General features: G+C 60.8%; 6 protein-coding genes and 1 tRNA gene. 1 reads left to right on the forward strand and 6 read right to left on the reverse strand.

The window, feature by feature from the left end; translation table 11 throughout:
• The 5 genes from PMI21_RS07800 to PMI21_RS07780 all read right to left on the reverse strand — a co-directional run.
• The coding region (locus tag PMI21_RS07800) for a T1SS-143 repeat domain-containing protein (protein ID WP_007940266.1) at positions 1 to 2,210 on the reverse strand (2,210 nt) is incomplete at its 3' end.
• A gap of 286 nt (positions 2,211 to 2,496) precedes the next feature.
• Entirely contained in the window at positions 2,497 to 8,526 is a 6,030-nt protein-coding gene (locus PMI21_RS07795) for a DUF5801 repeats-in-toxin domain-containing protein (RefSeq protein WP_238541229.1), read from the reverse strand.
• Between the two features lie 330 nt (positions 8,527 to 8,856).
• The gene (locus tag PMI21_RS07790; RefSeq protein WP_007940268.1) at positions 8,857 to 10,833 is read right to left on the reverse strand and encodes a metallophosphoesterase; all 1,977 of its coding nucleotides are present in this window, start codon (positions 10,831 to 10,833) and stop codon (positions 8,857 to 8,859) included.
• A gap of 158 nt (positions 10,834 to 10,991) precedes the next feature.
• Positions 10,992 to 12,731 (reverse strand): dipeptidase, encoded by a 1,740-nt coding sequence (locus PMI21_RS07785; RefSeq protein ID WP_007940269.1) that lies wholly within the window; start codon positions 12,729 to 12,731, stop codon positions 10,992 to 10,994.
• A gap of 154 nt (positions 12,732 to 12,885) precedes the next feature.
• Complete coding sequence (locus tag PMI21_RS07780) at positions 12,886 to 13,998, reverse strand: CapA family protein (RefSeq protein ID WP_007940270.1); 1,113 nt, start codon at positions 13,996 to 13,998, stop codon at positions 12,886 to 12,888.
• Between the two features lie 207 nt (positions 13,999 to 14,205).
• Between PMI21_RS07780 and PMI21_RS07775 the strand changes: the two genes are divergently transcribed.
• Positions 14,206 to 14,280, forward strand: a tRNA-Gln gene (locus PMI21_RS07775).
• 27 nt (positions 14,281 to 14,307) lie between these two features.
• Here the strand turns inward: PMI21_RS07775 and PMI21_RS29925 are convergent.
• Positions 14,308 to 14,511 (reverse strand): hypothetical protein (locus tag PMI21_RS29925; protein WP_238541231.1); only part of this gene is annotated, 204 nt, incomplete at its 5' end.

Below are 14,511 nucleotides of genomic sequence, written 5' to 3' on the forward strand. Positions count from 1 at the left end.
TTCTCGTTGTTGCCTGCCGCGTGATCCAGCGGCTTGAGCAGCGTGAAGGTGTAGGCACCCGCTGCGGTGAGGCTGAAGGTAAACACGTCGGTCGCGCCGGCCGTGGCGGTGAGCGTGTTGCCCACGACGCTGTATACAAGCGCCACCCCGCCAGAGCTCAGCGCCGGCAAGCCGCTGGTGTCACTCGACAAGGCATAGGTCAGCGGCGTATCGGCGCCGGACTGGAAGATGCCAGTCACGCTGCCGGTGGCCGTGGTCGCCTCGCCAGCCACGTCGCCCACACCACCGGCAATGCCATTGGCCAGGCCGTCCTCGTCAACGGTACCCGTCACGGCGGTCCCGGTCGCCGTCGGCGTGTCGTCGTCGACGGTAATGACCAACTTCTCGGCCGCGGCCGTCACCGTGTCACCGTCCTTGTCGGTGGCTTGCAGCAGCGAGCCCAGGTTGATGGTGATGTCGTTCTCGTCGTTGCCTGCCGCGTGATCCAGCGGCTTGAGCAGCGTAAAGGTGTAGGCACCCGCTGCGGTGAGGCTGAAGGTGAACACGTCGGTCGTACCGGCCTTGGCGGTGAGCGTGTTACCCAAGACGCTGTACACCAGCGCCACTCCACCCGAGCTCAGCGCCGCCAAGCCGCTGGTGTCACTCGACAAGGCATAGGTCAGCGGCGTGTCGACGCCTGACTGGAAGATGCCGGTCACGCTGCCGGTGGCCGTGGTCGCCTCGCCAGCCACGTCGCCCACACCACCGGCAATGCCATTGGTCAGGCCGTCCTCGTCGACGGTACCCGTTACGGCGGTCCCGGCCGCTGCCGGCCCGTCGTCTTCGAAGATCATCTGGGAGCCGACTTCGGCTTTCGTAATAGAGGCTTGGAGCAGGTGAAGGCCGTCGATATCAAAATCGGCGTGGGTATTGCCCTTGGCGTCGAGGGCCGCCCCGTTCTCGATGAGCACTCGGTTGTGATCCAGCGTTGTGGTGTATTCAATCTGATAGCCGGCTTTAATGCCGGTGAGGGTTGCAACCCCGGCCGCAAAGCTGATGGTAATGGCCGGATCATTCTCCGGTCCGTTTGAATTCTCGATCACTTGCCCGGTGCTGAGGTTGATGACGCGAACACTGACGATGTCAACCTTCGTATCATTCGCATATCCGTCGATGAATTGCGTGCCAGATTCAACGGCGGTGCTGAATGCGCTGATTTTTACGACAGCACTCTTGCCGCTTTGCAACTGCACGACGTCGAAACTGACCGTCTTCACATTGACGACGCCGGTAAAATCGATGTTGGACTCAAGATCGGCTTCATTCTGATCCAGGTTGGGAATGGTCACATTCTGCCTGGCACCCGAGACGAACGAAAAACGAATGCCTTCCTGTTCCGTAATCATCTGGTTGTTGGTGCCGAAGGTGGTCGGCCCGCCCGCCTGGCTGGTATTGATCGTGTCGCCAGTCGTTATATTGATGTCGTCGGCCGTGCTGTTGGGGTCAACCCCGGACTGATTCGCCGGTAGCTTGCCAGTGGCAATGATGGCGGGATCCGTGATCCGCACGACACCATTGACCGTTTCAGTTGCCGGGGTCGCTGTCGTGAACATCAGAAAGAGGTTCTGACCGGAAGGCGCATTCTGGAGGCTGAACTCCAGGTTCTGACTGGCTCCGATGAAAACCTTATCCGTCAGATCGACCGGATCATCGGGGTTCGTAGCGTCTGGATTGCTGAGCGGTTGGTACTCCACGGTCCAGATTTTGCCGCCCGTGACTGGCGATCCGGTTTCTTCAATATAGGCAGCGAACACGATCGCGCCACCTGCCCCAGCTCGGCCCACAAGGATATTGTTGTTCACCGTATCGGTATAGAGAAGGATGCTGGTGCCATCGAGGGTATCCAGTCCGCTGTCCACGCCATTGAGTGGCGCGCCATTGCTGCCGACGAAGCTGACATCGGTAGCGCTTGTTGCGCCGCTGATGGTGAACGCATCGCTGCCGGCGTTGCCCACGGCACCGGTATAACCACTCAAGGCCGCATCCATTGCGGTACCTGCCCCAAGGGCGGTCAAACGGGTAGAGAAGGCCGAGGGCAGGGGTGTCGCCGTGTCGTTGTCGTTAGCGTCTTCCGCAGCGCCTGGCGTGGCGGTGGCGTTCTGCAACCCGGTCGTTTCGTCCAGCGTAACGTCCACGCCGGTGGACACGACGCTCAGAGTGCTAATAGTCATGACTTTTCCTGGGTAGTTGCGGTCATCGAGGCCTGACCGTTGGACCGTTGATCTTCGCGCAACTATGGCAAGGTGCCGGGGTACTGCGCATCGACCGATACTCCCAGACGGGGTGGGAGTTTCAGACTACTTGGGAGGGGGAAACGGGATGAGGACGCGAAAGCGCGGCGCCGCATATTCCGTTTGGGACATGCCGTTTACGATCAGTGCGGAGCTCATATCAGAACTGCAAAAAAATGCGAGGGTGGTTTCCACCACCCTCGCATCCTTTCACGCACGCGCTGCCTCAGGCGCTGCCATGAACAATGTCACTACTCAGCAGATCGACCCCAACCAAGGTGATGGTCGTGATTTGTCCGCCCGTTTCGGCTACCGTCACGATGCTGTCCGCGCCGCTATTGTCGATCGACTGGACAACGGCGCTCTGGTCGCCATTGAGCACCAGCGTGTCTCGCAGCCCTGCGTTCGCATCGAAGCCGGTGACCTGGTACTTGTTCTGGGTGAATGACAAGTCGACGTTGAAGGCATCCCGCTCACCGCTTGTGCCCACCAGCGTGAAGTCGAAGGTGGTGCCCAAGTCGTTGGCGAACAGGTTGGCGTCGAACGTACTCGTCGCCGAGTCGCCATCCTTGTCCGTCAGCGTCGCGTTGAACGCCAGCTTGACATCGCTGGCCAGGCTCTCGGTCTCATGAGTGAACTGGATGACCGGGATCTTGATCTCGCCTCGGCCCATCGTGAGCTGAACAGCGTCGATCAGCTTCGTGCCCTGCTGCTGAATAAGGAAGGACACCTGTCCGCCAGCCTCCGGCGTCAGGGAGTTCACCTCGATCAGGTTCGAGAACGTGCCATCGTCATAGTAGGCCCTGTAGTACAGGTCCTCGGTCGCCGTGTTGTACCCCCCCACGGAGTTGTCGATGAAGACCTTCATGCTCGTCAGCAGGCTTTCCGGGTTGATCACGAAACTTTCATCGGCATTGCTGATGGCCGCCAGGTTGTCTCCCTGGAACAGGTTATTGGCGATACCGATGCCGGCCGTGCTGACGTTCATGGCCCTGGGGTCGATGTACGACGGCAGGGGGTTGGTCTGTAGCTGGGCTTCGGTGGGGTCGGGGGCTCCAAGCCCGATACCGGTCAGGATGTCCGCAGTCGACGCCGTTGCCTTCGCGGAAAAGAACACAATCTCCTCAGATGGCGAAGGAATAGTCGGCGGATTCTGCGGCGGGATTAACAAGGTGCGCACCGGATCCGGGCCGCCGGCACTGAGCGAGCCGTCGGCACTGCTGAGCACGATCTCGGAACTGAAGCCTTGCACCAGGTCCAGGGCATAGGTGCCATCGGCAAAGGCGGTCAGCGTGTAGTCAACGGTGGTATTCGCGGTGGCGGCGTTGTTGTCGAAATCGCCGGTCAGAGTCCCTGCGAAGTGGAACGCGCCGTTGACGTCCGGTGAGGGTGATTGCTCGGTGAGCGTACCGGTCCCGGTCGTGGTCGTGTTGTCTGGCCTGACGAGGGTGAATTGGTTATTCACCAACGAAATATCCAGACCGGTTGCACCCAGTCCGTCGGCTCCGGTTGAATGATCCCAGTATCCTTGTTGTGGAAGGATGCTGCCGGTTCCGATCAGGTTGCCAAACGCGAGTGATGGACCATCGTCCTCGAACACCAGGTTTTGCCCGATGTTGAGGGTGGCATGGGCGCTGTCGCCATCCTTGTCGGTCTTGGTCGCCGTCAGGGTCACCAGATTGTCCGCCGACAGACTCGTCGAATCATCCGGATTGTTTGGATCTGGATGCACTACGGCCCGTTGTTGGTCAAGGGTGACGTCGCCATTAGCGGCCACACTGACGGTGAACACCAGCAGGTTGGTGGTGGCCGTGCGGCCTTGCACCACACCGCCGTTGAGCGACAGGTTGACGGCCTCACCGGTGGCTGTGTCCGTCAGCCCGGAGGCACCGGCCACCACGCCCAGCGCATAGGTCAGCGTACCCGCACCGTCAGCGCCAAACGCCGAGGTGAAGTTAGCCGCGAAGCTCTCGGTGTCGTTGGTCGCCAGCACCGTTTCATCGACCGTCAGCGTTGGCTCCGTGCCGGTAGTGCTGATGCTGGGTCCGTCATCCTTGAATACCAGGTTCTGCCCGATGTTGAGCGTCGCATGGGCACTGTCGCCATCCTTGTCGGTGATGGTTGCGGTCAGGGTCACCAGGTTGTCCGCCGACAGACTCGTCGAATCATCCGGATTGTTTGGATCTGGATGCACTACGGCCCGTTGTTGGTCAAGGGTGACATCGCCATTAGCGGCGACGCTGACGGTGAACACCAGCAGGTTGGTCGTGGCTGTGCGGCCTTCGACCACGGCGCCGTTGAGTGACAGGTTGACTGCCTCACCGGTGGCCGTATCCGTCAGCCCGGAGCCTCCCGCCACCACGCCCAGCGCATAGGTCAGCGTACCCGCACCGTCAGCGCCAAACGCCGAGGTGAAGTTGGCCGCGAAGCTCTGGGTGTCGTTGGTCGCCAGCACCGTTTCGTCGACCGTCAGGGTCGGTTCCGTACCGGTAGTGCTGATGCTTGGCCCATCGTCCTTGAACACCAGGTTCTGGCCGATGTTGAGCGTGGCATGGGCGCTGTCGCCATCCTTGTCGGTGATGGTTGCCGTCAGGGTCACCAGATTGTCCGAGGTCAGCGTCTTCGAATCATCCGGATTGGTTGGATCGGGATGCACCACGGCCCGTTGTTGGTCGAGGGTGACGTCGCCATTGGCGGCGACGCTGACGGTGAACACCAGCAGGTTGGTCGTGGCTGTGCGGCCTTCGACCACTGCACCGTTGAGCGACAGGTTGACTGCCTCACCGGTGGCCGTATCCGTCAGCCCGGAGCCTCCCGCCACCACGCCCAGCGCATAGGTCAGCGTGCCCGCACCGTCGGCGCCAAACGCCGAGGTGAAGTTAGCGGTAAAGCTCTGGGTATCGTTGGTCGCCAGCACCGTTTCGTCGACCGTCAGGGTCGGTTCGGTGCCGGTGGTGCTGATGCTGGGGCCGTCATCCTTGAATACCAGGTTCTGTCCAATGTTCAGCGTGGCATGAGCGCTGTCGCCATCCTTGTCGGTGATGGTTGCGGTCAGGGTCACCAGGTTGTCCGCCGACAGACTTGTCGAATCATCCGGATTGGTTGGATCGGGATGCACTACGGCCCGTTGTTGGTCAAGGGTGACGTCACCGTTGGCGGCGACGCTGACCGTGAACACCAGCAGGTTGGTGGTGGCTGTACGGCCTTCGACCACGGCGCCGTTGAGCGACAGGTTGACTGCTTCACCGGTGGCCGTGTCCGTCAGCCCGGAGGCACCCGCCACCACACCCAGCGCATAGGTCAGCGTGCCTGCACCGTCGGCGCCAAACGCCGAGCTGAAGTTCGCTGCGAAGCTCTGGGTGTCGTTGGTGGCCAGCACCGTTTCGTCGACCGTCAGTGTTGGCTCGGTGCCGGTGGTGCTGATGCTCGGCCCGTCATCCTTGAACACCAGGTTCTGCCCGATGTTGAGCGTCGCATGGGCGCTATCGCCATCCTTGTCGGTTTTGGTTGCGGTCAGGGTTACCAGATCGTCCGAGGTCAGGCTCGTCGAATCATCCGGATTGGTCGGGTCGGGATGCACCACGGCCCGTTGCTGGTCGAGGGTGACGTCACCATTGGCGGCGACGCTGACCGTGAACACCAGCAGGTTGGTAGTGGCTGTGCGGCCTTCGACTACTGTGCCGTTGAGCGACAGATTGACTGCCTCACCGGTCGCCGTATCCGTCAGCCCGGAGCCGCCCGCTACCACGCCCAGTGCGTAGGTCAGCGTGCCCGCACCGTCGGCGCCGAACGCCGAGGTGAAGTTAGCCGCGAAGCTCTGGGTGTCGTTGGTGGCCAGCACCGTTTCGTCGACCGTCAGTGTTGGTTCCGTGCCAGTGGTGCTGATGCTCGGTCCGTCATCCTTGAACACCAGGTTTTGCCCGATGTTGAGGGTCGCCTGGGCGCTGTCACCGTCCTTGTCGGTCTTGGTCGCGGTCAGGGTCACCAGATTGTCCGAGGTCAGGCTCGTCGAATCATCCGGATTGGTTGGGTCGGGATGCACCACGGCCCGTTGCTGGTCGAGGGTGACGTCGCCGTTAGCGGCGACGCTGACCGTGAACACCAGCAGGTTGGTGGTGGCCGTGCGGCCTTCGACCACTGCACCGTTGAGTGACAGGTTGACGGCTTCACCGGTGGCCGTATCCGTCAGCCCGGAGCCGCCCGCCACCACGCCCAGCGCATAGGTCAGCGTACCCGCACCGTCGGCGCCAAACGCCGAGGTGAAGTTCGCCGCAAAGTTCTGGGTGTCGTTGGTGGCCAGCACTGTTTCATCGACCGTCAGCGTTGGCTCCGTGCCGGTGGTGCTGATGCTCGGTCCGTCGTCCTTGAACACCAGATTCTGCCCGATGTTCAGCGTCGCTTGGGCGCTGTCGCCATCTTTGTCGGTTTTGGTTGCCGTCAGGGTCACCAGATTGTCCGAGGTCAGACTCGTTGAGTCATCGGGATTGGTGGCGTCGGGATGCACCACGGCGCGGATCTGGTCGAGGGTGACGTCGCCGTTAGCGGCGACGCTGACCGTGAACACCAGCAGGTTGGTGGTGGCCGTTCGACCTTCCACCACTGTGCCGTTGAGCGACAGGTTGACCGCTTCACCGGTGGCCGTATCCGTCAGCCCGGAGCCGCCCGCGACCACGCCCAGCGCATAGGTCAGCGTACCCGCACCATCGGCGCCAAACGCCGAGGTGAAGTTTGCCGCGAAGCTCTGGGTGTCGTTGGTGGCCAGCACCGTTTCGTCGACCGTCAGCGTGGGCTCGGTGCCGGTGGTGCTGATGCTGGGCCCATCGTCCTCGAAGATCATCTTGGAGCCGATTTCGGCGGTCGCAGTAGAGGCTTGGCGCAGCGTGAAGCCGCCGATATCAAAGTCGGCGTGGTCATTACCCCTGGCGTCGATGGCTGCCCCGTTCTCGATCAGCACGCGGTTGTGATTCGACGTTGTGGTGTATTCAATCTGGTAGCCGGCCAAAACGCCGGTGATGGTTGCAACCCCACCCACAATGCTGATGTTAATGGTCGGATCATTCACCGAACCGTCTGAGTTCTCGATCACCAGCCCGGTGCTATTGTTGATGACTTGAACATTGGTGATGGCAACCGGCGCATCATTCGCATAGCCGTTGATGAAATTCGCGCCAGGTTCAGCCGCGGTGCTGAATGCGCTGACTTTTACTACAGCGCTCTTGCCACTTTGCAACTGCACGACGTCGAAATTGGCCGACGTCGTATTGTAGACGCTGGTAAAGTCGATGTTGGATTCAACATCGGCTTCGGTCTGGCTAAGGTTAGGAACAGTCACATCCTGCCTGGCACCGGTGACGAATGAAAAGCGGATGCCTTCCTGTTCCGTAATCATCTGGTTGTTGGTGCCGATGGTGGTCGATCCACCGCCCTGGCTGGTATTGATCGTGTCGCCAGTGTTTATGTTGGCGCCACTTGACTGGTCTGCGGGATCCTTGCCGGTGGCGATTATGGTGGGATCGGTGATCCGCATGACACCACCATCATCGACAACGGTCGGGTTCTCTTTCGTGAACATCAGAAAGAGGTTCTGGCCGGAAGGCGCACCGGCCAGACTGAATCCAAGGTCCTGAGTGACTCCGATGAACACCTTATTCAGTAGATTGAGAGAATCATCGGGGTTCGTTATATCTGGATGCTTGAGCGGTTGGTACTCCACGGTCCAGATCTTGCCGCCCGAGACCGGCGATCCGGTTTCTTCGATATAGCCAGCGAACACGATCGCGCCGGCTGGGCCCCCGGCGCGGCCCACAACGATGTTGTTGTCGTTCGTATCGGTATAGAGAAGGATGCTGGTGCCATCGAGGGTATCCAGTCCACTATCCAGGCCGTTGAGCGGTGCTCCAGCGCTGTCGACGAAGCGGATATCGGTAACGCCGGACGGGTCGGTGAGGGTGAATGCATTGCTGCCGGTGTTGCCCACGGCGCCGGTATAGCCACTCAAGGCCGCGCCCGTTGCGGTACCTGCACCCAGTGCGGTCAAACGGGTAGAGAAAGCCGAGGGCAGGGACGCCACCAGGATATCGTTATCGTCAGCGTCTCCCGCGGGGCTTGGCGTGGCGGTGGCGTTCTGCAGCCCGGCCGTTTCGTCCAGCGTAACGTTCGCGCCGGTCACCACGCTCAGAGCGTTGGCCGTAATCGACGTTAAGTTGAGGGAGGTCGGATCGCTCGTCAGCGATGAGTTTTGCTCGCGAATAGTCATGACGTTCTCCTGAGCAATTACGGTCATTGAGGCCTGACCGTTGACCTCTGTAACTATGACGAAGCGCCGGAGATTGCACATTGGCCGATACTCCCAAACGGGATGGGAGTTTCGGCCTACATGGGAGAGGAAACGGGATGAGGACGCTAAAAAGCGGCGCACATATTCCGTTTGTGTATGAGGATATGACGCCGGAGTTCAAGGCTGCCCGGGCTTTACCCGCCCACGCGCCGAGCTGAATTTGAGTCAGCTCGGGCGGCCGGGTCTGGGGGCGACCCTAAGTGGTTAAATCACTCAGCACGCATCAATATGATTCGGGGGTAAGTGAACTCATGAGCTGCTTCCTCCACGCCGAATCACGATAGGCGGCTCGATCAGCCGCAGGTCGAGCTCGCCCGAGGCTGGCACAAAGCGCGGGCCAGTGCTTTCAGGTGTTGCCCGCAACCTCCAGGTGCGCTGCACCTTCGCCAGTTTGGCGACTCCCGACGCCACGGACCAGCGCCGGCAGACCTTCTCCAGCTTGAGCGGGTAGAGGGTGAGTTGGTCGCCGTTGAAGTGCATGCGCAGGAAACATTTGTGGTCGGCGATACGTTGCGAGGAAAAAACCACCTCGCTATGTAGTCCCCAAAAGGTATTGCCCATGACCATCCAGGCACCGAACAGCAGGCCTCCCAAGCTACCGCCGAGCACCAATGTCCCCACCAGGAACAACAAGACCTGGAGCAGGCTTTCTACCTCGAACTGCAAGTAGTGGATGTTGACACGGCCCATGAGCCACAGCAGCCCGATCGCCAGTCCCAGGTGAAGCAACCCGTGAACGGCCCCGACGCCATAGGCAAGCTTTCGGGTGCGCTTGACCCCGGCGGCTGAGAGCACTGCGCAGCCCAGCACAATGGTTACGGCGAGCATCACTGAGGAAGGACTGTGTGCCAGGACGAGGACCAGTTGTCGCCATACCTCGCGCAGGTTGGGAATAGATGCTTCGAGGCCGGACAATACCTCGATCAGGCTGCGGTTATCGCGCGCCGGGTGGGGCATCTTGCTGGCGCTTTCTACCATCCAGTCGAACAGCAAGTACAAAATGGCCAGCATGCCGCAGAACGAGAGGTTGTGGGTGGGTAGCCGCCATGCCCGATTACGCAGCTGTTCGGAGGTTTTTTTGTCCGGGTAGGTTGCCGCCAGCTCGTAGTGTTGCCGGGTTCCGCCGACGTTGATCGGCTCGGGCGGATCTGGAAGTTGATGAGTGCCATGCAGGAAGGCGCCACCGCCTCCACAGGTGATGCGTTGCGGTGCCTGGCTGCCGGCTTTTGGCTGGTAGCGCGCGTAGTGGTGCGAGTCTCCGGCCAGGACCACCGCCAAGTGGTCACCCAAGAGCTGCTCGATCTCGCGCAGGCTGCTGAAACGCAGGGTCTGGGTCTCGATCGAGGGCAGGGTCTTGCTCCCCACGCGTGCGAGTCGTTCGGCTTCGTCCACCCAACTCGGCTCGGGTGTACAGAGGATCACGCGGTCGCCTGGCTGCAGTTTGGCGCGCATCTCTTCGAAGTACTGTTTCTGCTGTCGGTCGATCAACGACTCCAATTGCAGGTCCAGGCCCCAGATCCACCAGCCATTGGGTAATTGCAGCACGTAGTAACTGGTGCGCTGACGGGTTTCCCAGCCGCCAATGGGCTTCTGCTCGCAAAACAGTTGCGAGAAACCGCGCAGGCCGTCATACCAATCGTGGTTGCCGGGCGTCGCCACCATCCACGGTGCACCCGGCTGCGGCACGGGCTGGTCCTGCTCATTCGGGCGCACCTTGGGGACCGGCGCGGAGAAGGCGGCGCGGAAGGGATCAAGGAAGCGGGTGCGGTAGCCGGATTGGGCCGGTGTGGGGTAGACCTGATCGCCGCCAAGCAGCAGCACGTCGCCGCGCGGCAGCGTGAGCTCTGGCAACTTGACATCCTGGCTGACGCACAGCGCCATGGAATAGGTGGAGTCCCAGCCATCGCCGGTATCCGCCAGATAGTCGATCCACACGTCACCGTCGGCAGCCACCTGGATGGGCGGGTTGGAGTCCCGGGGATTGAGCATGGCCAGCACATCGCGTGGGTCCGCGAAGGCACCCATGGTGGTGGCCGCGGCCGATTGCAAGCCCGTGCGCATGAGCTGAAACGGGCCTAGCCAGTTGACCATCGGCTCCTGGGTGTAAAGCTCGATGCGACTATTGGTCGTGGAAGATTGGGGGGGCTGGGTCATGGCGAGGAGCGCAGAGTGCTCCTCTCCAAAGTCCCCATCTCCCGCGCGGAACTCAATCGATTGCTCCTTCATCGCCTAGCCTCCATTGCTGTAAGAGTCCGGTATGCCGGAAGGGTATGACGCCTGGTCGGCTGATTCAGAATAGGCCAGTTATGCGAGAGCTGCCGGTTCATGGCAAGACGATCAAAACGATGGACCCGCCAGAATGGCGGGTCCGAATGGGGGGGAGATCAGAGCTTCGGCAACTGCCCGATGCGACCCATCATCTCGGTCACGATCTGCAGGTCCAGCAGGAACTGGTCGACGGTCTTGAACTCGTTGTCGTTGTGGCCGGTGTACTTGAGCTCGGGTCTGGCCAGGCCGAACTGCACGCCGTTGGGCAGTTCATGGACCGAGGTGGCGCCGGCAGAGGTACCGAACTTGTGTTCCATGCCAAGGTTTTCGCTGGCCACCGCCAACAGCGCCTTGACCCATTCACCCTCGGGGTTGCGGTACATCGGCTCGGCGATCGAGTAGTCGAAGGCCACTGCAATGTGAGTCTTCTTGCTCCATGCACCCAGCTTTTCGGCGATTTCGGCCTTGAGCGTTTCCGGGGACTTGCCCTTCGGCACGCGCAGGTTAACCGCGAGCTTGAAGGCTTTTTCATCCATCCCGACATAAGTCAGGGAGGTGGTCAGCGGGCCCATGAAGGCATCGGAAAAACCGACCCCCAACTTGCCCCCCAGGTAGTCCAGCCCCCAGTTGTCGACGGCATAACGGGCGGCGTCGGTAATGTGGTTGTGCTTGAGCACGACCTTGCCGTCGAGGCTGTTGATAAAGCCCAGCATCCGTGCCACCGGGTTGATGCCGGACTCAGGCTCGGAGGAGTGGGCGGAAACCCCGGTGACCGTGAGCTTGACGTCCTTGCCGACGACTTTGGCAGTCACGTCGAAGTTGCCGCCATTGCGCTTGGCATAATCGGTGCCGGCCTTCTGCAGGCTGGTGGCCAAATCGGCGGGCTTGTCAGTCACAAGGGTGGCGACCGACGTCGACGGAATCTGGTTGGTGGCCAGGCCGCCCGTCATTGAGGTGATTTCAGCGCCCTTGCCCTGAGCGTTACGCCGGGCAAAGTTCGCCATGACGGTGCCGTAGCCTTTCTCGGCAATCACCACCGGGTAGCCGCCATCCAGCGCCAGGTTGTAGTTGGGTGTCGGGTTGTGTTCGAAGTAGTAGGGGATGGCGTCGCCGGTGGTTTCCTCGGTGGTATCTACCAGCAGCTTGAAATGGCGAGCCAGCGGCAGCTTCTCCTCCTTGATGATCTTCATGGCGTAGAGCGCGACCACGATGCCGTTCTTGTCATCCTCGGTGCCTCGGCCATACATGCGGTCGCCGACCAGGGTGACCTTGAACGGATCGAGGCGGGTGCCGTCTTTCAGGACCCAGTTCTCCGGCGTCACGGGCACCACATCGGCGTGCGCATGAATGCCCACGACTTCGTCGCCAGCGCCTTCGAGGGAGATTTCATAGACGCGGTTGTCGATGTTGCGAAAGTTCAGGTCGAAGGCCTGGGCAAGGCCCTTGAGCTTGTCGGCGATCTTGATGAATTCAGGGTTCTCGTGCTGGGCCACGCCTTCCACGCGGAAGGTCGGAATGGCCACCAGTTCGCGCAGGGTCTCGGTGGCAGCGTTGCCGTACTTCAACCGTGCATAGAGGCCGAGCAGGCGATGGATCTCGTTCTGCTGTTCAGCGGAAAGGGGCTTGTTGCCCTGGAAAGCACTGATTGCCGGGCCGAGGTTGCCGGTTTTGGCAAGCTCGCTCTTGGCCAGGCTTCCCAGGAACTGCCTGAAATCCGTTACCGATGCATCGCTGAAGGTCTTGAGGATGGTCGCGCTCTGTTGCGGGGTGATGTTGGCATGCGCTGACGTGGTGAACGACGAAAGGCTGGCCAGCATCAGGGTTGTCGCGGCCAGGTGCTTGAGTGAGAAATCCATTGCTGGGGGCATTCCTTTGCAGGTGGTTGGTAGGAAATATCTGATTGATTAGTCAGAAACTTTTTCAAACTATCACCAAGAGGGAGTGGTACGGGAGTACCTTAAGTGCGATCTGTCGCACAAAAATGCAAAAGCGACGCAGAAATGAAAAAGCCTACCAACGCAACTCGAAGGCATTTTGCGTGCCTGGCTGGAGGCCGCTGCCCAAACGTTTGCATTCGCGAGAAAGGGTGTCGTGCAGCCATTGACGGTCATCCCCTTCGGCGCGACAGAGGCGAAATCGAAGCAGGCGAGTGGGTATCAGCTCCAGCATCTGCAGGCACCCATCCGGGGCCAGCGAGGCAAAGTACAAAAGCCCCAGGTCGCCGCGATAGGTTGTGTGGCCCCCGATGCCTTCGTAATCGTTCAGCAGATCGCCGCAGCCATAGAGGATCAGGCGTTCGCGGTACACCTCGATGCCTTTGATGTGGTGCGAGGAATGGCCGTGCACCACGTCAACTCCGGCCTCATCGATCAGGGCATGGGCGAACCGGACTTGCTCGCGCGGGATCTCGAACCCCCAGTTGCCGCCCCAATGAATGGAGGCCACCACCCGATCCCCCGGTTTTTTGTACTTGAGAATCCGCTCGGCCACAGGGCGCAGGCTTTGCATCGACAGATCTTCCAGCCGCGCGACGCCCGCGCGGCTATCCGTGGCGGTCCACTCAGATGGAATGCCGCTGTCGGGGGCACCGAGGCCAAACACCAGCAAGCGCCGCCCGTCAGGCTGCGCCAGCACGGCGGGCGCTTCGGCGGATTGCCGGTTGTGCCCGGCGCCGGCACTGCACATGCTGTTGTTCGCCAGGGTGGCCAACGTATCGACCAGGCCAGGTGCGCCCCAGTCCAGCACATGGTTGTTGGACAGCACGCAGCAGTCGATGCCGGCGGCGCTGATGGCCGGGAAGTTCTCCGGGCTCATGCGGTAATTGATGCCCTTTGGCTCCGGTCGTCCGCGGCGGGACACCGCCGTTTCCAGGTTGATGATGCGTGCGTGTGGCTGGCGAAGTTCGAACTCATCCAGCGCAACGCCCCAGATATAGGCGAAATCGACCGGGTGGGGAATCGGGCCATTGAGCCGTTCTGCCAGGCGGACGTAATCGCCGGCTTTCTTGACGTAGTCTTCGTAAAGCCGCGGATCGCCAGGGTGCGGCAGCACTGCGTCGATGCCACGGGCGGTCATGATGTCGCCGGTGAGAAACAGCTTCAGCGTATCGCTAACAGCTGCCATGGCACCCTCCAGGATCAACAGCAAGCGTCTGTTTTAAAACAAAAATATTTGGTTTTGGTCTTCCCGGACGAAACAAAAGCTGATAAATTTCCGCCCGTTCTTGCAGAGGCCCTTACGGGGCTTGCATCGTAAGGACGCAGCAGCTCGATATTGCTCGCAAGCTGCACATTCAGAAAGAGAGTGCCAGGCACTCATCGCAACAGCTACAGGGGCGTCGCCAAGCGGTAAGGCAGCAGGTTTTGATCCTGCCATGCGTTGGTTCGAATCCAGCCGCCCCTGCCATTTTCCTTACACTCATCCCGTTATGACTCAGTCGGCAAGTAGTGCCGAGTCCAGGATGGTTGTCTTCACAAGAAACGCCAACGCCGATCCGGCCTGGCGTTTTTTGTGTCCGTTACATATCCCTCTTGGTGTAATGCTGTTCACGTGACGCATTTTTTGTAGCAGCTGCCGAACGCAGCGTTCGGCCTGTAGCAGCTGTCGAGCCTGCGAGGCTGCGTTCGGCTGCGAAGC

It is taken from the genome of Pseudomonas sp. GM18 (genome assembly GCF_000282195.1).
GTDB lineage: Bacteria > Pseudomonadota > Gammaproteobacteria > Pseudomonadales > Pseudomonadaceae > Aquipseudomonas.